General features: G+C 56.1%; 21 protein-coding genes. 7 read left to right on the top strand and 14 right to left on the bottom strand.

The annotated features are described in order from the left end of the window. Positions 1–70 precede the first annotated feature (70 nt). The 6 genes from mnmH to ppiB form a co-directional block, all read right to left on the bottom strand. Positions 71–1,141: a tRNA 2-selenouridine(34) synthase MnmH gene (gene mnmH, locus BMW97_RS08760; RefSeq protein WP_045909732.1), complete on the bottom strand. Its 1,071-nt coding sequence runs from the start codon at positions 1,139–1,141 to the stop codon at positions 71–73. Positions 1,142–1,226: 85 nt separating this feature from the next. Then, entirely contained in the window at positions 1,227–2,294 is a 1,068-nt protein-coding gene (purK, locus tag BMW97_RS08755) for a 5-(carboxyamino)imidazole ribonucleotide synthase (RefSeq protein ID WP_045909731.1), read from the bottom strand. Beyond that, the gene (gene purE, locus BMW97_RS08750) at positions 2,291–2,800 is read right to left on the bottom strand and encodes a 5-(carboxyamino)imidazole ribonucleotide mutase (RefSeq protein ID WP_045909730.1); all 510 of its coding nucleotides are present in this window, start codon (positions 2,798–2,800) and stop codon (positions 2,291–2,293) included. The genes purK and purE overlap by 4 nt, the downstream gene beginning before the upstream one ends. 171 nt (positions 2,801–2,971) lie before the next feature. Continuing rightward, on the bottom strand, positions 2,972–3,181 hold the full coding sequence (locus tag BMW97_RS08740; RefSeq protein WP_008499325.1) for a YdgH/BhsA/McbA-like domain containing protein: 210 nt from the start codon (positions 3,179–3,181) through the stop codon (positions 2,972–2,974). A 136-nt stretch (positions 3,182–3,317) separates the two neighbouring features. Next, a complete protein-coding gene (lpxH, locus tag BMW97_RS08735; RefSeq protein WP_045909872.1) occupies positions 3,318–4,040 on the bottom strand; it encodes a UDP-2,3-diacylglucosamine diphosphatase in 723 nt (240 codons plus the stop codon). A gap of 3 nt (positions 4,041–4,043) precedes the next feature. Beyond that, the gene (ppiB, locus tag BMW97_RS08730; RefSeq protein ID WP_008499327.1) at positions 4,044–4,538 is read right to left on the bottom strand and encodes a peptidylprolyl isomerase B; all 495 of its coding nucleotides are present in this window, start codon (positions 4,536–4,538) and stop codon (positions 4,044–4,046) included. Between the two features lie 174 nt (positions 4,539–4,712). Between ppiB and cysS the strand changes: the two genes are divergently transcribed. Further along, positions 4,713–6,098: a cysteine--tRNA ligase gene (gene cysS / locus BMW97_RS08725; RefSeq protein WP_045909729.1), complete on the top strand. Its 1,386-nt coding sequence runs from the start codon at positions 4,713–4,715 to the stop codon at positions 6,096–6,098. An 85-nt stretch (positions 6,099–6,183) separates the two neighbouring features. On the opposite strand, the gene BMW97_RS08720 is transcribed toward cysS, so the two are convergent. From BMW97_RS08720 to folD, 5 genes are all read right to left on the bottom strand, one after another. Then, positions 6,184–6,705, bottom strand: a complete 522-nt coding sequence (locus tag BMW97_RS08720) for a metal-dependent hydrolase (RefSeq protein ID WP_045909728.1) — start codon at positions 6,703–6,705, stop codon at positions 6,184–6,186. Positions 6,706–6,778: 73 nt separating this feature from the next. Beyond that, complete coding sequence (malI, locus tag BMW97_RS08715) at positions 6,779–7,795, bottom strand: Mal regulon transcriptional regulator MalI (RefSeq protein WP_045909727.1); 1,017 nt, start codon at positions 7,793–7,795, stop codon at positions 6,779–6,781. 83 nt (positions 7,796–7,878) lie between these two features. Continuing rightward, on the bottom strand, positions 7,879–9,378 hold the full coding sequence (locus tag BMW97_RS08710) for a PTS transporter subunit EIIC (protein WP_045909726.1): 1,500 nt from the start codon (positions 9,376–9,378) through the stop codon (positions 7,879–7,881). A 284-nt stretch (positions 9,379–9,662) separates the two neighbouring features. After that, positions 9,663–9,875, bottom strand: coding sequence for a ribosome-associated protein YbcJ (ybcJ, locus tag BMW97_RS08705; RefSeq protein ID WP_028012224.1), 213 nt, complete (start codon positions 9,873–9,875; stop codon positions 9,663–9,665). Position 9,876: 1 nt separating this feature from the next. Next, positions 9,877–10,743, bottom strand: a complete 867-nt coding sequence (folD, locus tag BMW97_RS08700) for a bifunctional methylenetetrahydrofolate dehydrogenase/methenyltetrahydrofolate cyclohydrolase FolD (RefSeq protein WP_008499332.1) — start codon at positions 10,741–10,743, stop codon at positions 9,877–9,879. A gap of 309 nt (positions 10,744–11,052) precedes the next feature. Between folD and fimA the strand changes: the two genes are divergently transcribed. From fimA to sfmF, 6 genes are all read left to right on the top strand, one after another. Further along, positions 11,053–11,616, top strand: coding sequence for a type 1 fimbrial major subunit FimA (fimA, locus tag BMW97_RS08695; RefSeq protein ID WP_008499333.1), 564 nt, complete (start codon positions 11,053–11,055; stop codon positions 11,614–11,616). 68 nt (positions 11,617–11,684) lie between these two features. Then, complete coding sequence (gene fimI / locus BMW97_RS08690; RefSeq protein ID WP_023310642.1) at positions 11,685–12,230, top strand: type 1 fimbrial protein subunit FimI; 546 nt, start codon at positions 11,685–11,687, stop codon at positions 12,228–12,230. Between the two features lie 34 nt (positions 12,231–12,264). Continuing rightward, entirely contained in the window at positions 12,265–12,957 is a 693-nt protein-coding gene (fimC, locus tag BMW97_RS08685) for a type 1 fimbria chaperone FimC (RefSeq protein ID WP_045909725.1), read from the top strand. A 14-nt stretch (positions 12,958–12,971) separates the two neighbouring features. Continuing rightward, a complete protein-coding gene (locus BMW97_RS08680) occupies positions 12,972–15,533 on the top strand; it encodes a fimbrial biogenesis usher protein (RefSeq protein ID WP_045909724.1) in 2,562 nt (853 codons plus the stop codon). Continuing rightward, complete coding sequence (gene fimH / locus BMW97_RS08675; RefSeq protein ID WP_045909723.1) at positions 15,526–16,533, top strand: type 1 fimbria D-mannose specific adhesin FimH; 1,008 nt, start codon at positions 15,526–15,528, stop codon at positions 16,531–16,533. The genes BMW97_RS08680 and fimH overlap by 8 nt, the downstream gene beginning before the upstream one ends. A gap of 9 nt (positions 16,534–16,542) precedes the next feature. Further along, complete coding sequence (gene sfmF, locus BMW97_RS24305) at positions 16,543–17,064, top strand: fimbria assembly protein (RefSeq protein ID WP_045909722.1); 522 nt, start codon at positions 16,543–16,545, stop codon at positions 17,062–17,064. 51 nt (positions 17,065–17,115) lie between these two features. Here sfmF and fimZ read toward each other — a convergent pair whose 3' ends face one another. The 3 genes from fimZ to BMW97_RS08655 all read right to left on the bottom strand — a co-directional run bounded on the left by fimZ (position 17,116) and on the right by BMW97_RS08655 (position 20,000). Next, positions 17,116–17,748, bottom strand: a complete 633-nt coding sequence (gene fimZ / locus BMW97_RS08665; RefSeq protein WP_008499339.1) for a fimbria biosynthesis transcriptional regulator FimZ — start codon at positions 17,746–17,748, stop codon at positions 17,116–17,118. 800 nt (positions 17,749–18,548) lie between these two features. Then, on the bottom strand, positions 18,549–19,277 hold the full coding sequence (locus BMW97_RS08660; RefSeq protein WP_045909721.1) for a helix-turn-helix transcriptional regulator: 729 nt from the start codon (positions 19,275–19,277) through the stop codon (positions 18,549–18,551). Between the two features lie 24 nt (positions 19,278–19,301). Continuing rightward, on the bottom strand, positions 19,302–20,000 hold the full coding sequence (locus BMW97_RS08655) for an EAL domain-containing protein (RefSeq protein ID WP_045909720.1): 699 nt from the start codon (positions 19,998–20,000) through the stop codon (positions 19,302–19,304). Between the last annotated feature and the right edge of the window lie 98 nt (positions 20,001–20,098).

Raw genomic sequence — 20,098 nt, 5'->3', positions numbered from 1 at the left:
CTGCGCTTACCGGGGCTACAACAGTACGCGTAGGCCGGGTAAGGCGTAGCCGCCACCCGGCCTTTATTTTTCAGCGATTAAGCCACTCAGCAACCTCGCCGTACGTCCCGCGATAGACAATCTTCTCCGCCTTTTTCTCCAGCTGATAGCCGTACATCGGGTCGTAATAGTCCTTCAGGAGCGGCGCAAGCCAGCTGAAGTGCGCGTCCGTGCGGCCAGATCGTTGCTGTTCCAACAGCGCGGAATCTAACAGCGCGGTAAATTCCGCAAAGCGCTGCAGCCCCAGGCGGCGACGAATGGCGAACAGGCCGTGATGCAGATACTCGCTGTATTCTTTCCAGCCTGCTTCCTCGCCGTAGGCAGCAGAAAAATCCGCGCACATATGGTCGAAATACTCTTCGCGCAGGCGTTCAAGACGGATCTCAAACGGATCCTCTACCACCACGATAGGGGCTTCAACCATGCGGTCGCGCAGGCAGGCTGGCAGGTGGTTAGAGCCAATCATCCGGCCTTCATCTTCCAGTACCCAGCGCGCGGCGTCTTTTTTCAATAGCTCAACTGCAAGGTGATTTTCAAAGCTGGCCTGGGAAAGCTGCGGCGTCAGCGTGCGACCAAACGATGAACCGCGATGGTGCGCCAGTCCTTCCAGATCGATACCCTGTGCATGCTGCTTCACCAGCAGGGTTTTACCGTTCCCGGTACAGCCGCCAATAAGCACCATCGGCTTTTGCGACTGCTCAATGGTCACCTGAATTGCCGTCTGGCGCAGGGCCTTATAGCCACCGCGGATCAGCGGGTAGTCGATGCCCGCCTCTTTCAGCCAGGCCTGCGAGATATGCGAGCGCTGGCCGCCGCGCGCGCAGCAGAGAAAGCCCTCAGGATGGGCAAGGCTGGCTTCGCGCCATGCGGTGATGCGGGCCTCACGCGTGTCGCCGCTCACCAGGCGATGGCCGAGCGCCAGCGCGGCGTCTGGTCCCTGACGTTTATAACAGGTGCCGACGGCGGCGCGCTCGTCATCGTTCATTAAAGGCAGGTTGACTGCCGCTGGCATCGCGCCCTGGGCAAATTCGATCGGCGCGCGAACGTCGATTAAAGGGGTATCGGACGCGAGGATCGCGCGATAGTCCGTTCCATCGTTCATGGTTATTCCAGAAGAAAGCTAAGCAGCAATGGGCGGGAATTGTACGCCGGGGAAAGAGGAGGTCAACTCCCCGGCGGAGGGATAACTATTTAAGCTTTGACTGTGCCCAGACAATACCGCTCGCGTATTCCTGCGGCAGGAGCGGGATCATGGCTTCCAGCGTGGCGCTCAGACGGCCCGTGTCGCTGTCGTTCAGGTTAAGGTGGCCAACCTTACGACCCGGACGAACCTCTTTGTCATACCAGTGCAGATGCACCAGCGGCAGCTTCAGCCAGTCGTAGTTCAGATCGGTTCCTATCAGGTTGATCATCACCGACGGGCTGTTCACCACCGGCTGCGGCAGCGGCAGGTCGGTAATCGCGCGCAGGTGCAGCTCGAACTGGCTGATGGAGGCGCCGTTTTGCGTCCAGTGGCCGCTGTTGTGCACGCGCGGTGCCAGCTCGTTGATCAGCAGACCAGACGGGGTGATAAAGCACTCCATCGCCATCACGCCCACGTACCCGAGCTCGTGCATGATGGCAGAGAGCATCTCTTCCGCCTGCGCCTGGTGGTCAGCATTGGCCTGCGGGAAGGCCACGCTGGTGCGCAGAATGCCGTCCTGATGGAGGTTATGCGTCAGCGGATAAAACACGGTATGTCCGTCATGACCGCGCGCGCCAACCAGCGACACTTCACCGCTAAAGTTGATGCCCTGCTCAACAATGCACTCGCCGTAGCAATCATCCGGCAGCTCGGCGGTGTCGCCTGCGCGCAGGCGCCACTGGCCGCGGCCGTCGTAGCCACCCACGCGGCGCTTCACGATCGCCAGTTCGCCCAGCATGGCGAAGACGTCGTTCCACTCGCTTTTATCAGACAGGAGTTGCCACGGTGCGGTTGCGAGACCCAGCTTGTCGAAAAGCTGCTTTTGCGTCAGACGGTCGGCAATGATCGGGAACACGTCGCGGTTAACGAAGGCGTTATGACGCGCCAGCTCGCGGGTCAGGGCGGTCTCCGGCCAGCGTTCAATCTCAGCGGTAATGACGCTCTGGTGGAACGGTACCGCTTCCGGCTCGGCGTCCAGGCCGACGGGCCAGACGGAAATCGCCAGCGGTTCGCCAGCCTGACGCAGCATGCGGCCTAGCTGGCCGTTACCGAGAACGCAAACCTGCTTCATGCGGCACCCCGCGGGTCTGGATTTTCCAGCACCTCGTCGGTCTGGGCTTTACGCCACGCCGCCAGACGCTGGTGTAAGTCTTTATCGTGCGTCGCCAGGATCTGCGCGGCCAGCAGGGCGGCATTGGCGGCACCCGCTTTACCAATCGCCAGCGTGCCGACGGGAATGCCACGCGGCATCTGAACGATGGAGTAGAGGCTGTCCACACCGCTTAACGCGGCGCTTTGTACCGGGACGCCCAGCACCGGCACCAGGGTTTTGGCGGCAATCATGCCCGGCAGATGTGCTGCGCCGCCCGCACCAGCAATGATCACCTCATAACCGTTCTCTTCGGCGCTTTCGGCGAAGCTGAACAGTTTGTCCGGTGTACGGTGCGCGGAGACCACTTCAACGTGGTGCGGAACATTCAGGATGTCAAAGATTTCGGCGGCGAACTGCATGGTAGCCCAGTCGCTTTTGGACCCCATCACGATGGCGACACGCGCCGGATTATTGCGGGAAGACATGCGTCTTAAAACTCCTGTGGTGCGAAACACACTGCTTTCGAGGGCACAGAGAATAGCATGTTATACGGGCAAGGAAAACGGTTGCGCGGTTAAATCTTGAGCCGTTGTTGCCATCAATTCATAACAAAACAGACCGCATTCTGGCGGTCTGTTTTTGTCGAAGGGCAATCATTATTTCGTCAGTTCTGCGGTCATATAGACGCGGTTGTCGACCTTCGCGCTGGTGATTTTGTAAGACGCGCCCTGTTCAGCAGCCTGTGCAGCGATTTTCGCTTCTGCGCGGTCAAGGGTAGAGGCGGTTGCACTCACGCTCTGCGCGAAAGAACCGAAAGAAACCAGGGAGAGAGCCGCAACTGCAACGAAAGTTTTGATGGATTTCATGGTCGTATTCCTTAAGTGTTTTGTCTGGGATAGGGCATGTTGCCCTGATGTGATAAATAATAGGCCGACCACGGGCTGATTAAAATCGAAACAATTTGCCGTTATTGTTCAAAAAAATAGAATGATATGAAGGGGGTTAAAACGGAAACGCGATCAGCTCCACGCCCTCAGGCGTGACTTTGACCATGGAGCCTTCGGTGTGCCAGGCACCTAATACCACGCGATGGGCCGGTTCGCCGTTGGCGATAAGGGAATGCACGTCAGGACGATGGGTATGACCGTGGATGAGCCACTGAACGTCATGCTTTTCCATCATCCGCACGACCGCCTGTGGATTGACGTCCATGATGGTCATGGATTTGCTGCTGTTGGCGGCTTTACTGCCTGCGCGCATTCTGGCGGCGATGCGGTTGCGGATAAAGAGCGGCAGGGCAAGGAACACCTTCTGGATCCACGGGGTGTGGACTTTGGCGCGAAACGCCAGGTAGCCGGTATCGTCGGTGCAGAGCGTGTCGCCGTGCATGATCAGCACCTTACGGCCGTAGAGGTCGAGCACCTGTTCTTCCGGCAGCAGCGTCATGCCGCTTTCACGGGCGTAGCGCTTGCCGATCAGGAAATCACGGTTGCCGTGAATGAAGTAGCAGGGGACGCCGGAATCCACCAGCGCGTGAATGGCGGCGGCCATTTCACGGTGCAGCGGGTTAGGGTCATCGTCGCCAATCCAGGCTTCAAAGAGGTCGCCCAGGATGTACAGCGCATCGGCGCTTTTCGCTTCACCGCGTAAAAAACGCAGAAAACCGGCGGTTATCGCCGGTTCTTCTGTTTGCAGATGAAGATCCGCAATAAAGAGTGTCGCCACCAATTACTCGCTGACGGTCACGCTTGTAATCACAACGTCTTCTTTTGGAACGTCCTGGTGCATACCGCTGCGGCCAGTAGAGACGGCTTTGATCTTGTCAACCACATCCATACCTTCAACCACTTCTGCGAATACGCAGTAGCCCCAACCCTGCAGGCTTTCGCCGGAGAAGTTCAGGAAGTCGTTGTCCGCCACGTTAATGAAGAACTGTGCAGTAGCAGAGTGAGGCGCCTGAGTACGTGCCATCGCCAGCGTGCCGCGGGTGTTTTTCAGGCCGTTGTTCGCTTCGTTCTTGATCGGCTCTTTAGTGGCTTTCTGGTTCATGCCAGGTTCGAAACCGCCGCCCTGGATCATAAAACCGTTGATCACGCGGTGGAAAATGGTGTTGTTGTAGAAACCTTCGCGGCAGTAGTCCAGGAAGTTTTTAACTGTTTCAGGCGCTTTGTCATCAAAGGTTTTGATTACGATATCGCCATGATTAGTGTGGAAAGTAACCATTTTTGCATCCTGTTCCGTTATTGTGGTACGTCGACCCGCCTTCGGGTCATCTATAGGGGCTTGTTATAGCATAACCACAGGATGCGATCACCTTGCATTGTGTGCTGCTTCGGGTTTGAATTACGGGTAGAATAGCCGGTTTTCAACCACACACGTGTTTACATGGAATCTTCGATGTTAAAAATCTTTAATACAATGACGCGCCAAAAAGAGGAATTTAAACCTATCCATGCCGGGGAAGTCGGCATGTACGTGTGTGGTATTACGGTTTACGATCTCTGTCACATTGGCCATGGCCGTACCTTTGTCGCCTTCGACGTGGTGTCACGCTACCTGCGTTTTCTGGGGTACAACCTGAAATACGTGCGCAACATCACCGACATCGACGATAAGATCATCAAGCGCGCGAATGAAAATGGCGAAAGCTTTGTCGCGCTGGTGGATCGCATGATCGCTGAGATGCACAAAGACTTCGACGCCCTGAATATTCTGCGTCCGGACAGCGAGCCGCGCGCGACCCACCATATTCACGAAATCATCGAGATCACCGAAAAGCTGATCGCCCGCGGTCATGCGTATGTTGCCGACAACGGCGACGTGATGTTCTCCGTGCCGACGGACCCAACCTACGGTGCGCTTTCCCGTCAGGATCTGGATCAGCTCCAGGCCGGCGCCCGCGTTGACGTGGTTGACGTGAAGCGTAACCCGATGGACTTCGTGCTGTGGAAGATGTCCAAAGAGGGTGAGCCAAGCTGGCCATCCCCGTGGGGCGAAGGCCGTCCGGGTTGGCACATTGAATGTTCTGCGATGAACTGCAAGCAGTTGGGCAAACACTTCGACATTCACGGCGGCGGTTCAGACCTGATGTTCCCGCACCACGAAAACGAAATCGCGCAGTCCACCTGCGCCCACGGCGGCGAGTACGTGAATTACTGGATGCACTCCGGGATGGTAATGGTTGACCGCGAGAAGATGTCGAAATCGCTGGGTAACTTCTTTACCGTGCGCGACGTGCTGAAATACTACGACGCGGAAACCGTGCGCTACTTCCTGATGTCCGGCCACTATCGCAGCCAGCTGAACTACAGCGAAGAGAACCTGAAGCAGGCGCGCTCGGCGCTGGAGCGTCTCTACACCGCGCTGCGCGGAACCGACAAGTCTGTTCCGGCGGCAGGCGGCGAAGCGTTCGAAGCGCGCTTCGTTGAGGTGATGAACGACGACTTCAACACCCCGGAAGCCTACTCCGTACTGTTCGACATGGCGCGCGAAGTGAACCGCCTGAAGTCAGAAGATATGGCCGCGGCGAATGCGCTGGCGTCCCATCTGCGTAAGCTCTCTGCCGTGCTTGGCCTGCTGGAGCAGGAGCCGGACGCGTTCCTGCAGAGCGGTGCGCAGGCGGATGACGGTGAAGTGGCGGAGATTGAAGCGTTGATCAAGGCGCGTCTGGAAGCGCGTCAGGCGAAAGACTGGGCGGCGGCAGATGCGGCGCGTAACCGTCTGACCGAGATGGGTATTATTCTGGAAGACGGCCCGCAGGGCACTACCTGGCGCCGTAAGTAAGTCTGTAACGCCCGGTGGCGCTCACGCTTGCCGGGCCAACAGGCAAAAGTAGGCCGGGTAAGGCGCAGCCGCCACCCGGCTTTTTTTACCTTCTTTTCCACCACAACATTCCCATCAGCACAACCCCCGGCAGCCACACCCACAGCAGTTCTGAAATAATCACCTGATGCCCGTACGGCGTGGTATAGCGTGAGAGCGCAAACGGCGCGACCTTAATCACCTGCCACGGCGCAAAGAAGCGTTCATCAGACCACGGCCACAGCCAGCCGACGCCTTTTCCGCCTGTGGTAATCGAATCCAGCAGGCTGTGCGACAGCAGTGACACGGTTAAAAACAGCCAGCACCGCGTCAGGCTGGTCCTGAACCATCGTCGTCCAGTCAGTACGCAAAGTATCGGCACCACGAAGGCAAACAGCAGGGAGTGGGTAAAGCCGCGATGGCCGAAAACGTTGCCGTACGCGACGCCGAACTTAAATGCCAGCACGTCGGCATCTGGCAGCATGGCGAGAACAATGCCGGCAAACAGCAGGCGGGGTGGGATAACTTTTGTCCCCAGGCCTAAGCCCAGGCAAAGCGGAACAGCAGCGTGTGTAATGACGGTAGGCATTGTGATTATCCATGGCAAATCATGGAAATATAGCAGTCATTCCGCGCTAAAAAACCTGTGCGAAATTCTGATTTTACGCCGACTCGCGTGCGATAAGCTGCCCGGAAAGCGTAATGCGCTGGGTTTGCAGCGTCGGCTCCTTCAGCGTGCGAATAATCAGCCCGGCCGCCTGACGCCCCGTCTCTTCGCTGGCGGACGAGACGTAGGTAAACGAGGGCGAGGTGAGGTTAACGTGGAGCATATCTTCGAAACCGACCAGGGCGACCTGCTGCGTCAGAAACACATCTTTACCCACCGTACGCCCGACCTGATGAATACCGGAGATGGAGCCGATCATGGCATCCGGCGAGTGGCAGAGCAGGGCGGTGATGGTATTGTTTTTTTCCAGCAGCTGGCGGGTCGCGAAACCCGCGGCCAGCGTGTCATCGCTGCAGGCCGGAGAGTATTCATCGCGCCAGACCAGCCCGTTTTGCGCCATCGCGCTGCGAAAACCGAGCAGGCGCTGTTCGCGGATAAGGCAGCCTTCGCGTCCGCCAATGTAGGCGATATTACGATGACCGCGTTCGATGAGATAACGCACCGCCAGACTGGCCGCCTGTCGGTTATCGCGCATCACCAGATTGCATTTTTCATCCAGCAGCGACTGCGAGACCACCACCAGCGGCAGCGGGCAGTGGCGAATCTTTTCCGGGAGGGTGGCGGTGCGGGTATCCGAGGCCAGATAGATCACCCCTGCGACGCCTTGCTGCTTAAACGACAGCAGGCAGCGCTCAAGATGGTCATGGTCGTTCTGGGGCTGACCGAGAAAAACCATATACCCCTGTTTTTCAAGATCCTGAACGATGCTCGCCATCACCTTGATGGAGAAACTGTCGCTAAAGTCACGGAGGATCAGGCCAATCAGGTTGGAGGTATTGGCGCGAAGGTTGGCAGCGGCAACGTTATGAACATAGCCCAGGGTATTGATGGCAGCGTTGACCTTCTCGATCGTTGCCTCTGAGATTTTCCCTTTCTGGCGCAGCACCAGCGAGACGGTGGAAACCGACACGCCCGCGTGCTTCGCGACATCAATAATGCTGACTTTCTTCAAAACCGCTCCCTGAAATTTACCGATTATCAGCCAGATAAAACACGTCTCCCAGCGTACAGGAGACGTGTCTTTCAGGCATCTTATTATTTGCCGATCATGGTGGACATGGTCTGGGCGATAAACTGTGCTCTGGCACCGAAAATCACCTGAATACCGTTGTCGCCGACAAACACTACGCCGCGCGCGCCGAGTCCGTTCAGGCCGTCTTTATCCACCGCCTCGCTTTTTGTGACTTCCAGGCGAAGACGAGTGATACAGGCGCCGACGGAGTCGATGTTATGCGCGCCGCCCAGCAGGGTGATGATCTCGGTCGCGAGTTCGGAATCCGATTTCTCATCCGCGTTGGCGGTTACTTCAGTGCGGCCCGGCGTTTTCACGTCGAAACGACGGATCACAAAGCGGAACGTGAAGTAATAAATCAGGCCCATTGGAATGCCGATGATAATGGCGCTCAGGAAGTGGGTCTGATAACCGTTAAACGACGGCAGGATCCCGAATGACAGATAATCGATAAAGCCCGCAGAGAACGACTTGGCGATATGCGCATGCAGCAGGTACATGGTCATGTAGGCCAGGCCCGCCATGATGGCGTTAAAGACGTACAGAATCGGTGCCACGAAGATAAAGGTAAACTCAACCGGTTCGGTGATCCCCGTCAGGAAGCAGGTGAGCGCCGCAGAGAACAGAATACCGGCCGCGATTTTTTTATTCTTCGTATGGGCTTCGTGATACATCGCCAGGCACGCCGCAGGCAGCGCGAACAGCATCAGCGGGAATTCACCCTGCATGAACTTGCCGGCGTTCTGGTAGGTGTCGCTGCTGAAGGATTTCACCCCTTCTTCCAGCATCTTGAACCAGATGGTCTGGTCGCCGTGGATCACCTGGCCTGCCTGGGTGGTGTAATCCCCAAACGAATACCAGAACGACGGATACCAGATATGGTGCAGACCGAGCGGGATCAGGGCGCGTTCCACCAGACCGAAGATAAAGGTCGAGGCCGCCTGATTATCGCCGTTAACGACCACGGAGAGGGCGTCGATCCCGGCCTGGATATGCTGCCAGACGTACGGCAGCAGCAGCCCCATCAGGAACGAGAGGAACGCCGTTGCAATCGCCACGAAGCGCTTGCCGGAGAAGAAGCCCAGGAATTCCGGAAGCTGCATGGTGTGGAAGCGGTTGTAGCACCAGGCCGCGAGAATACCGCAGATCAGGCCGCCAAAGACGCCCATCTGCAGCGTCGGAATGCCCACTACCATGGCGTATTTCCCGCCCTGGGAGGCCATTTCCGGCGTGATGCTCAGCACGGTGCTGATGGTGATATTGGTGACAAACACCGAGACCGCCGCGGACAGCGCCGCAATGCCGGATTCTGACGCCAGGCCCACGGCAGAACCAATGGCAAACAGCATCGGCAGGTTATCAAAAATAACTCCGCCCGCGTTCATCATCAGCGGCAGATGGAACTTATCGCCGAAGGCCAGCAGCAGGCCCGCAGCGGGAAGCAGTGAAATTGGCAGCATTAAGGCGCGACCAATCATCGATAACTTAGACAGCGATTTAACAAACCCTGATATCAGACTCATGCTGATTTCCCCCGAGTAGCGCTTTTTTGGCGCTGTTATTGTAAGTAGAACGTTTTAGTAGAACGTTCTACTTATCGTGGGCAAAGAGTGAAAAACGCGCAACTGAATTTTCACTTTTCAACAGATGAAATAGTGATTATTTGAAGTGGATCGATAAATAACCGTGATGGGTGTGAGGGGATGATGAGAGACATTGCCGGGGGGCGGCTTCGCCTTACCCGGCCTGGAAACGGCGTTCGGACTGTTCCCTCTCCCCGTTGGGGAGAGGGTTAGGGTGAGGGGGCTCAGGCCGTAACGGTTACGCTCTGGCCTTCAAAGCTCACGGTCTGCCCCGCGACAATCTTGCAGCGTTTGCGGGTTTCCACCACGCCGTCGACTTTAACCTGCCCGTCGGCGATGACGATTTTCGCCTGCGCACCGCTTTCGCTCCAGCCTTCCAGCTTGAGCAGATCGCACAGCTCAACGTGCGGGTGTTTGCCTAATGAAAATGTGGCCATCTTACGCGTCCTCTACGTCGTGATATTCTTCGCATGCCTGCAGGGTATTCTGAATCAGCGTTGCGACGGTCATCGGGCCTACGCCGCCCGGTACTGGGGTAATGTACGAGGCACGCGCGGCGGCATCTTCATACACCACGTCGCCGACCACTTTGCCGTTTTCCAGACGGTTAATCCCGACGTCCACGACAATCGCACCTTCTTTAATCCACTCGCCCGGAATAAAGCCCGGCTTACCGACCGCGACGATCAGCAGATCGGCGTTCTCAACGTGGTGGCGCAGGTTTTTGGTGAAGCGGTGGGTGACGGTGGTGGTGCAGCCGGCCAGCAGCAGCTCCATGCTCATCGGACGGCCCACGATGTTGGACGCGCCAATGACCACGGCGTTCAGGCCGTAAGTATCGATGTTATAACGCTCCAGCAGCGTCACAATACCGCGCGGCGTGCACGGACGCAGACGCGGCGCGCGCTGGCACAGGCGGCCCACATTGTACGGATGGAAACCGTCCACGTCTTTATCCGGTGCGATACGCTCCAGCACCTTCACGTTGTCGATACCGGCGGGCAGCGGCAGCTGAACCAGAATACCGTCGATCTCTTTATCGGCATTCAGAGTGTCAATAAGTTCCAGCAGTTCTGCTTCGCTGGTGGTTTCCGGCAAATCGTAAGAGCGGGAGACGAAGCCGACCTCTTCACACGCTTTGCGCTTGCTGCCGACATAAATCTGCGATGCCGGGTTACTGCCAACCAGCACAACGGCCAGCCCGGGGGCGCGTTTTCCGGCGGCTTTACGCGCCTTCACTTTTTCCGCGACCTCAGAGCGCACCTGCTGCGCAATCGTTTTACCGTCAATAATCTTTGCTGCCATCAGAGAGAAGATTCCGTCTGTAACGTTCGAAAGGGGGGATGCGTGTATTTTGTCAGAAGCGAGCCTCGCTGTCAGTCACCCTTTGCGCGTTTTTATCAGCAAGCCGCAAAAACCCTTCTTAAGGGATGGTCAATTTCTTAGGCGGGATTAGGATGTGACCTGGCGAAATGGCAGCGTTTTGACATATTTAAAAATCGCCTCCTGAGCTACTTTGTCTCCTCCGAAATAAGCTTTCAATTCATCAATTGAACGTATTTCTTATTCCCGATTATTCGCGGGAAGGGTTATTTACATTTTAAAGGAATAGACATGAAACTCAGCAACATTGCTTCTACTGTTATTGCAACTTTGGCCCTGGTTGCGGGTGCCGCAAATGCAGCAGATCCTGCTGCCCCGGTTTCCGTAAATGGCGGTACCGTACATTTTAAAGGTGAGCTGGTTAATGCGGCTTGTTCAGTAAATACTGATTCTTCCGAGCAGACCGTTAATCTGGGTCAGTATCGTACCGCGAAATTCACCAAAGTGGGCGACACCACCTCTAATATTCCGTTCAACATTGAACTGAACGATTGCGATCCGCTGGTCGCCAAAACCGCAGCCGTTGCGTTCACCGGTCAGATCGACCCAACCGACAAAACCCTGCTGGCCGTCACCTCCGGCAGCAACGACAACACCGCGAAAGGCGTGGGTATCGAGATCCTCGACAGCAAATCCAGCGTTCTGACCCCAGACGGTGCGACCTTCTCTGCTGCGCAGACGCTGATCGAAGGGACAAACACCCTGAAGTTCACCGCGCGTTATAAATCAACGGCTGCGACTACCGAGCCAGGCCAGGCGAACGCTGACGCCACCTTCGTAATGAAATACGAATAATTCCTCCGCACAGGGATGTTCAGGCCTCAGGGACGAGGCCCGTCATACGCTATTGCCAGGAACGAAGGATGACAAGGACAGGAACACTACTGCTGTTAACCCTTGCGATGGCTTGCCCGGCATCGGCGCATACCGTGGTGATTGAAGGCGGCAAGGTTCATCTCCGGGGTGAACTGGTGAACGGCGGCTGCGCCGTGGCGCCCGACAGCCAGAATATGCGCATCGATATGGGGCAGTACCGAACCAACTCATTTTCCGGCGTGGGCAGTTTTTCCACGGTGAATGTGCCGTTCACCGTGCGGTTGCTGGACTGCAGCGTTGATGTTTCGCGCACCGTGGGGATCCAGTTTCAGGGCGTCACACCCGCAGAGGATCCGCAGGTCTTTCTGGCGACATCGCGACCAGGTGAAACGCCTGTCAGCAGCGGCGTCGGGCTGGCGCTCTTTGACGAACAGCAACGTCAGATTATCCCGAATGCCACGGCCGTCAGCTGGCTGCCGATCGATACCCGCGAGCTGGCGTTCCATTTTAGCGCCCGCTATCGGGCTATTTCCGAACACCTCGAGCCAGGCAAAATTCAGTCGGATGTCTGGTTTACGTTGATTTATCCATAACACCTGCGAACACATTATTAAAGGTACGGTTGTGATGAATACCCTAATTAAACCAGGACTTTTTTTATCGTTTATTTTAATGATGGTTTCCGCATGCGCGAATGCATCCGGTGGTATTGCGCTGGGAGCCACCCGCGTTATTTATCCCGCAGAGGCGAAGCAAACGTCGCTGGCAATCACCAACAGCAATAAACAGGAACGCTATTTAATTAACGCGTGGATCGAAAATGCAAACGGGAAAAAAGAAAAAACGTTTGCCGTCACGCCGCCCCTGTTTGTTAGCGAGCCGGACAGTGAAAACACGCTGCGCATTATTTACGCCGGTCCTGCGCTGCCTGCCGACCGTGAATCGCTGTTTTACATGAACGTGAAAGCGATCCCGTCAGTGAACAAAGCCAAAACGGAAAACAATAACGTGCTGCAGCTGGCTATTCTCTCGCGCATCAAGCTGTTTGTGCGACCGAACAACCTGGCGATGCAGCCGGAAGAGGCGCTTTCCCAGCTGCGGTTTGAGCGCGCGGGTAACCATCTCAAAGTCAGCAACGCGTCTCCGTATTACATCACCCTCGTCAATCTTAAGCTGGGCGGTCAGACGCTGGATAACCTGATGGTGGCGCCGAAAAGCGCGGCACAGCAGGTGCTGCCAGCCGGTGCCGGCGGCACGCTCTCCTGGCAGAGCGTGAATGACTACGGTGCCATCACGCCGGCGCGTAGCGTCAACCTGTGAGCAGAGTCAGGGCGATGAAAAACCACCAGGGACGTTACTGCCCGGTTGCGCTGGCGCTGATGGCTGCGCTCTGGCCGCAGGCTGGCTGGAGCGAAAGCTATTTCAACCCGGCCTTTTTGTCCGACGACACCGCCAGCGTGGCGGATTTGTCGCGTTTTGAACAAGGGCACCAGCAGGTACCCGGCGTTTATCGCGTGGATATCTGGCGTAACGATGAATTTATCGGAACTCAGGACGTGCGTTTTGAGCAGGCTGAGAACACGCCGCCGGTGGCGGGCGGGTTATCGCCGTGTATTACGCGGGCGATGCTCGACCGCTTTGGCGTCAACGTCGCGGCGTTTCCCGAGCTGGCTCAGGTCCAGGGCGAGACCTGCGTCCCGTTGACCACGGCCATTCCCGGCAGCGAAACGGTATTCAACTTTGCCTCACAGCGTTTGAACGTCAGCCTGCCGCAGGTGGCATTACAGAACAGCGCCCGGGGCTACATTCCGCCTGAACAGTGGGATGAGGGCATTCCCGCCGCGCTGCTGAACTACAGCTTCTCCGGCAACCGGGGAAGCGAAGACGACAGCTATTATCTCAACCTGCAGAGCGGGCTGAACTATGGCGCCTGGCGCTTGCGTAACAACGGCGCATGGCGATACACGCAGACCAACGGGCAGCGACACAGCGAGTGGCAGAATATTGGCACCTGGGCGCAGCGCACCGTGATCCCGCTGAAAAGCGAACTGGTCCTGGGCGACAGCAATACCGGCAATGACGTCTTCGACAGCATGGGGTTCCGCGGCGGACGGCTCTTCTCGTCTGACAGCATGTATCCGGACAGCCTGCAGGGCTACGCGCCCACCGTGCGCGGGATCGCCCGGACGCCCGCCAAAGTGGTGGTCCGTCAGAATGGCTACGTGATCTATCAAAGCTATGTGCAGCCGGGCGCCTTTGCGATTACCGATCTCAACCCCACCTCTTCAAGCGGTGACCTGGAAGTGACGGTGGAAGAGAAAGACGGTTCCCAGCAGCGCTATACCGTGCCGTACTCCACCGTGCCGCTTCTGCAGCGTGAAGGGCGCTGGAAGTATGACCTCGTCGCGGGGGATTACCGCAGCGGTAACAGCGATCAGGACACGCCGTTCTTCACCCAGGGCACCCTGATTACCGGACTTGCCAACGGCTTTACGCTCTACGGCGGAACACAGCTGGCCTCACGCTATACCGCGGTCGCCGTCGGGGCCGGAAAAAACCTGGGCGACTGGGGCGCGGTTTCGCTCGATATCACCCACGCCCGCAGCCAGCTCGCGGACGACAGCAAGCATGAAGGGCAGTCCCTGCGCTTCCTCTATGCGAAATCCCTTAACGGCTTCGGCACCAACTTCCAGCTGCTGGGCTACCGCTACTCCACAAAAGGATTTTACACCCTGGACGATGTGGCCTGGCGCTCAATGGAAGGCTATCAGTATGCCGACAGCCAGGATAATGACGGCGTGCCGGACGTGCAGAGTTATCACAACCTGACGTGGAATAAAAAAGGTCGCTTCCAGCTCAACGTATCTCAGTCTCTGGGGGACTACGGCTCAGTCTATATCTCCGGCAGCGAGCAGACCTACTGGGGAACCGACGAGTCGAACCTCTGGTACCAGTTGGGCTACGCGGGGGGCGTGAAGGGGATCAACTACTCCGTTTCGTGGTCGTGGAACAAATCCGTCGGGATCGACGGCACCGACCGGATCGCGTCGTTTAACGTCTCCGTGCCGTTCAGTATCTTTACTCGCCAGGGCTATCGTCGGGACAGCGCGATTGACCGCGCCTATGCCACGGCTTCCGCCAGCCGGAACAGCGATGGCGACACGAGCTGGCAAACCGGCGTCAGCGGCACGCTGCTGGAGGACCGCAACCTGAACTACAGCGTGACCCAGGGACACACCAGCACCAACGGCGCAAGCGGAAGCGCCAGCGCCAACTGGCAGGCGACCTACGGCACGTTGGGCATGGGCTACAACTACAGCGACGATCAGCACGATCTTAACTGGCAGCTCTCCGGCGGGGTCGTCGGTCATGCCGACGGCGTGACCTTCAGCCAGCCGCTGGGCGACACCAACGTGCTGATCAAAGCCCCGGGGGCATCCGGCGTCAGCGTCGAAAACCAGACCGGCGTGAGAACCGACTGGCGAGGCTATGCGGTGATGCCGTATGCCACCGTCTACCGCTATAACCGCGTGGCGCTGGATACCAACACCATGAGCAACAACACCGACATCGAAAACAACGTGAGCAGCGTGGTGCCGACCAAAGGCGCGCTGGTGCGCGCCAGCTTTGATACCCGCATTGGCGTGCGCGCCCTGCTGACGGTGATGCGCGGTAACCAGCCGGTGCCGTTCGGTGCGGTGGTCCGTGAGACCCGGAGCGGTGTCACCAGCATGGTGGGGGATGACGGGCAAATTTACCTGAGCGGGCTGCCGCTGGAAGGCGAACTGCTGATCCAGTGGGGCGACGGGGCGCAGTCCCAGTGTCGCGCGCCTTACAGCTTGCCTGAAAAGAGCCTGCAACAGGCAATCACACTGAAGGGGATTCGCTGTGAATAAAACCCACATCTTTGCCTTGTCGCTTCTGGCGTTACTGCCTGCGACAAACGCATTCGCTACCGTGTGCGTCAATGAAAAGGGCGTGCCGACGGAGGTGCATTACGACCTGACGGATAAATTCAATAGCTCGAATAACCAGATTGGACAGGTCGTGACGCTCAGCGAGAAGTCGCAGTGGGTAGGGGTGAATGCCGTCTGCCCGAAGGGCACCGTCGGGAATACCACCAAGCGTAGCTATGTGACCGACTACCCGGTAACGGGCACGAGCGACGGCTATCAGTATCTGAAGCTTAACGACTATCTGGACGGGGCCATGAAAATCACGGACAGCTATGCTGGCGTGTTTTATCCGCCCAAAAACTATATCCAGATGGGGAGCCACCCTAACGTCTCGAAAAACAAACCGTTTGGCGTGCAGGACTCCAGCCTTGTCTTCCGCCTTAAGGTGACCCGGCGTTTTATTAACATGGTCGTGATCCCGCGCGCCACCATGTTCCGCGTTTATGTCACCACCACCTCTTCCGATCCGCTCACCACGCCGGTCTATACCATCAGCTATAGCGGTACCATCCAGGTGCCGCAAAGCTGCGCCATCAATGCCGGTAACGTGGTGGAGTTTGATTTCGGTGACATTGGCGCCTCCCTGTTCAGCAAGGCGGGTGTAGGTAACAAACCGGAGGGCGTCTCATCGCAAAGCAAAACCATCGCGATCAAATGCACCAACGTGGAGGCGAACGCCATGCTGACGATGCGCGTTGAGGCGGAAAAAGTCTCTGATAATGTGCTGGTGTCGGATAACCCGGACGTCGGGTTTATCATCGCTAACGAGAGCGGGGCGCCGCTGACGCCTAACAACCTGACAAGCAAAATTCCGTTCCGCCTCGACGATAGCGCGCAGGCACAGGTTGGGATCCGGGTCTGGCCGGTGAGCGTGACGGGCAATAAGCCAGCGGAAGGGCGTTTTACCTCGCGCGGGTATCTGCGTGTGGATTACGACTAAGGAGCCGATATGCGAAACGGGATCCGTTTTATCACCGTGGCGCTTTTTGCGCTTTGCACACAGGCTCAGGCGGACACCGCGCTGGGCGAAATTAACATTCGGCTCTACGGCAACATTGTCGATTTTACCTGCGTCGCCGAGGGGAGCGACAGCGACAAGACCGTTACGCTGGGCACCTGGCCCACGAAACAGCTCAGCACGACCGGGAGCCGCACGCAGCCCATGCCGTTTACGCTGAAGCTGACCGGCTGTCCGCCGGGCGCGGCGTCCATTACGTTTTCGGGCAAAGCCGACGGGAGCAATAACGGTTTGCTGGCGCTGAACGACGCCAGTACAGCGAGCCGTGTTGCGGTAGAGATCAGGGATGCGGATAAAACGCGTCTGGCTCTCCAGCAGGCCAGCCAGCCGGTCTCGGTTGATGCGCAGGGGAATGCAACATTGTCGTTTTATGCCAATTATATTGCCACTGCAGATAACCCTCAGCCCGGACGAGCCGATGCGGATGCCACCTTTATGATTAACTATAATTAGCACTGACCGCACTCCCTGCAGCTCAGATAAGCTGCAGGGAGTGAATTCAGGTTAAAGCAGCTCGTGCGCTTTGGCGTAATCAATTAATTCCACGATGCTTTGCACACCCAGTTTGGAATAAATATTGGATTTATGCGCGCTAATGGTTTTGTTGCTTAATAGTAGCTGTTCAGCAATTTCCTTATTGGATAATCCATTCGCCAGATACCGTAATACCGTGACCTCGCGATTCGATAATGGCATATCGACAGCCATCCCTTTCCCTGAACCCAAATGGTTTATAAAGTTCAGCGTTTCCGACGGGAAAAAGGAATAGCCCATCAGGATCATTTCTACGGCGTTGTAGATCTCACCCAAATCTTTACGTTTACTGACGAAGCCATTTGCCCCGGCGCGAATAGCGCGACCCGCGTAAAATAACTCTGATTTAGACGAGAGGAACAGAACCTTAATGTCTTTGTTTAAGTTTCTGATTCTCTTAAGTAAAGCGAAAGCATCCGTGCCCGTGAGTTCAATGTCAAGGATCACCAGATCGATAGGGTGATTACGGATACAGTCAAGAACTTCATGGCTATCGCCAGACTTGAGCTTGACTGTGATATTCTTATTTTTCTGTAGCAGGACTTCTATCGACATTCTGACGATAGGATGTTCGTCCATAATGATAACGGATGCCGGTTTCATTTTTAATGCCTCAGATTGTTAAAAGCGTTATGCAGAGTTTGGTAAAACTCTCGAAATGCCGGAAGGATATAATGTGCAGATCCCTATACCGTAGTATTTCCCTGGAAAGAGCGAAAGCATCCTTGTTTACGTAATGAAAAGAACTATGCCTCAGCGCGGTCATCTCATTTGGCTGGTGTTGGCAAAAAGGTTTTTCTTATTCAGATTTGGTACGCATCTTATTATACAGGGTAAGTTTTTTCCGAAAACCCTGTAAATTAATATCCGCTTATGGGTTTGTATTATCTTCTGGATCTGAATCGCTATTTTTTTAAATTTAGCGGAAATATCCTGTTATCTCATTTACCGCATATTTTCATCTTTATGTAATAACAAAAAATAACACATATCTCTTTATGTTGATCAATTGTTAACAAAAATACGCATCATTCAGGGGGACAAACCCACGCTGATGAGGACAACAATTGCCCTCGCAGGCCGTCAGACCTTCATCTGAAAGCGCGCATGTTGACCCTAAGGCCCACATCTCATGCACAGGAGAACATGCTATCCGCTTCGCTTTTTTCTCCTGAGCGTTCCCGCTAACCTGCTTGTTTTTACATCATTATCATCTTGTTAACGCCGTCTGCATTCACTTAACGGATGGAGGAAAGTGCTGCCGTTCGTTCAATTTGTGGCATTTCGCAAGGTTCGCGGCCATAAATTAGGAATAGTTATAATTTCGACTTTATTGTTAAAAATTAACATTTTTGAAACACGAGTGGTAAGTAAATTCCTAAAGCGCTTTAGGAAATAAGGGGTTAGGACGTGAGTGTAAACGTGCAGTCTGAGAGGTTATTAAGAAGGTGAAGTAATTCCTGCCGATGACTCAGCCCCAGTTTCACCAGGATGCAGCTGAGACGATAGATAATGCGGCTATAGGGACGATTCTGCATAAGGGCAATCTGACGTAACGTCTTGCCCCGGGAAAGTTCCTGCAGGATCGGCCATTCGTTGCGGGAAAACCAGTCTTTGTCGGAGCCCTGTGGGGGGCGGGTATCCAGCAGGCTGTGCTGGAGTGCTGCGGCGTTCATCTGGCGTTCGAGCACATGAAAAGGACCTGCCGCTTTGCAGAAGAGGCGAGTATCGTAATTATCGGCCCGGACTAACAGCCAGGGCGTAAGGAAAGGCGGAAACAGGCTGTGGCGTCTCAACTGATCCAGTTTCTCCAGAAGCCCCGTGGACCGGCTTTCAATATCCACGACCAGACGGGCAGAGGGCCACTGCGTCTGCGCGACAAGGGCGTCATCCAGCGTGGCGTAGTCACAGCAGCTGCTCAGCGGGAACTGCCCGTTGAGAAAACCGGTGCGCAGATAGTGATCCTCCGTCACCAGAAGGATAAACGGGGCGTCTGTTTTGCGGGGCTGGCTGATGGACTGGCTCAAGAATTCGAGCCGGTCGAAAAAGGGGGGGGCAAAAGGTGAGCGCGTAAATCCCAGTGCATCACTTCCTGTACGCCGCCGCCGGTAACGGCGCACTGTCATTCGCATGGTCTCCCTCCTGGAAATGGCGTTTTAATCCTCCGGCCATGTCCAGGACGGCCAGTAATATCCCTGGCCGAAGTCTGCGCCTGCCTGCAGTGCCCAGGTACGATCGCGTTCAGTCTCAATACCTTCGATAAGCACTTTCCCGGCAAGCTGAAAGCAAAGGGAAACCAGGTGCCTCAGCGCAGGGGTATCGCGTAAACGCCAGAATGCTTCCTTATCTATTTTGATGCCGCTTAACGGGAGTCGACAGGATAAAAACGACTGCACTAAGACGTCATCGATGTCATCCAGCCAGATTGCGTGCCCCTGTCTGCTCAGCTGCTGCAGATTCTGAACCACATGCTGCTTGCGCGCGACAGACAGCGCCAAAAAAGCCGCAGGGTCGACAAACTCAATATTGAGCGGCACGCAGGGGAGTCTGATAAGACGCTGAAAGGACGCAGGCTCTGTCAGGACGGTTATCGGCAGATTAATAAAAAGGTTATGACCGTGCGGCGTATTTTTTAACGTGGCAAGCTGCGCTTCAAGCAGCGTTATCGACCACTCAGCGGACCGATCGCAAAAAAAGTCCTCACTGTGCCGCGTGTCGGCCAGAACGCTAAGGACCTCGACGCCAACCTGGCGCAAGGAGGTAAGGGCGACGATGGGCTCAAGCTTAATGCCGACGATGTCCTGAGATAGGTACTGTAACCGGGGGGGCGTATCGATCAGGTTTTGCGCTGTCACTCCATTGTCCTGTTGTCTGTCAGCCTCCAGGCGGCCGGGATACCTGACTCTAGTGTGACGAGCTGACGTACAGGAAAACAGCAGGCGTTACTTAAATG

The organism is Enterobacter sp. NFIX58, from assembly GCF_900110475.1.
Lineage (GTDB): Bacteria > Pseudomonadota > Gammaproteobacteria > Enterobacterales > Enterobacteriaceae > Enterobacter > Enterobacter quasiroggenkampii.
The sequence above is the reverse complement of the archived record's forward strand: the minus strand, read 5'-3'. Positions and strand labels throughout refer to the sequence as shown.

Excerpts from the sequence above, each read along its gene's own strand:
- mnmH (WP_045909732.1), bottom strand. The coding sequence starts at position 1,141 with ATGAACGATGGAACGGACTATCGCGCGATCCTCGCGTCCGATACCCCT.
- purK (WP_045909731.1), bottom strand. The coding sequence starts at position 2,294 with ATGAAGCAGGTTTGCGTTCTCGGTAACGGCCAGCTAGGCCGCATGCTG.
- purE (WP_045909730.1), bottom strand. The coding sequence starts at position 2,800 with ATGTCTTCCCGCAATAATCCGGCGCGTGTCGCCATCGTGATGGGGTCC.
- BMW97_RS08740 (WP_008499325.1), bottom strand. The coding sequence starts at position 3,181 with ATGAAATCCATCAAAACTTTCGTTGCAGTTGCGGCTCTCTCCCTGGTT.
- ppiB (WP_008499327.1), bottom strand. The coding sequence starts at position 4,538 with ATGGTTACTTTCCACACTAATCATGGCGATATCGTAATCAAAACCTTT.
- cysS (WP_045909729.1), top strand. The coding sequence starts at position 4,713 with ATGTTAAAAATCTTTAATACAATGACGCGCCAAAAAGAGGAATTTAAA.
- BMW97_RS08720 (WP_045909728.1), bottom strand. The coding sequence starts at position 6,705 with ATGCCTACCGTCATTACACACGCTGCTGTTCCGCTTTGCCTGGGCTTA.
- BMW97_RS08710 (WP_045909726.1), bottom strand. The coding sequence starts at position 9,378 with ATGAGTCTGATATCAGGGTTTGTTAAATCGCTGTCTAAGTTATCGATG.
- ybcJ (WP_028012224.1), bottom strand. The coding sequence starts at position 9,875 with ATGGCCACATTTTCATTAGGCAAACACCCGCACGTTGAGCTGTGCGAT.
- folD (WP_008499332.1), bottom strand. The coding sequence starts at position 10,743 with ATGGCAGCAAAGATTATTGACGGTAAAACGATTGCGCAGCAGGTGCGC.
- fimA (WP_008499333.1), top strand. The coding sequence starts at position 11,053 with ATGAAACTCAGCAACATTGCTTCTACTGTTATTGCAACTTTGGCCCTG.
- fimI (WP_023310642.1), top strand. The coding sequence starts at position 11,685 with ATGACAAGGACAGGAACACTACTGCTGTTAACCCTTGCGATGGCTTGC.
- fimC (WP_045909725.1), top strand. The coding sequence starts at position 12,265 with ATGAATACCCTAATTAAACCAGGACTTTTTTTATCGTTTATTTTAATG.
- BMW97_RS08680 (WP_045909724.1), top strand. The coding sequence starts at position 12,972 with ATGAAAAACCACCAGGGACGTTACTGCCCGGTTGCGCTGGCGCTGATG.
- sfmF (WP_045909722.1), top strand. The coding sequence starts at position 16,543 with ATGCGAAACGGGATCCGTTTTATCACCGTGGCGCTTTTTGCGCTTTGC.
- fimZ (WP_008499339.1), bottom strand. The coding sequence starts at position 17,748 with ATGAAACCGGCATCCGTTATCATTATGGACGAACATCCTATCGTCAGA.
- BMW97_RS08660 (WP_045909721.1), bottom strand. The coding sequence starts at position 19,277 with ATGCGAATGACAGTGCGCCGTTACCGGCGGCGGCGTACAGGAAGTGAT.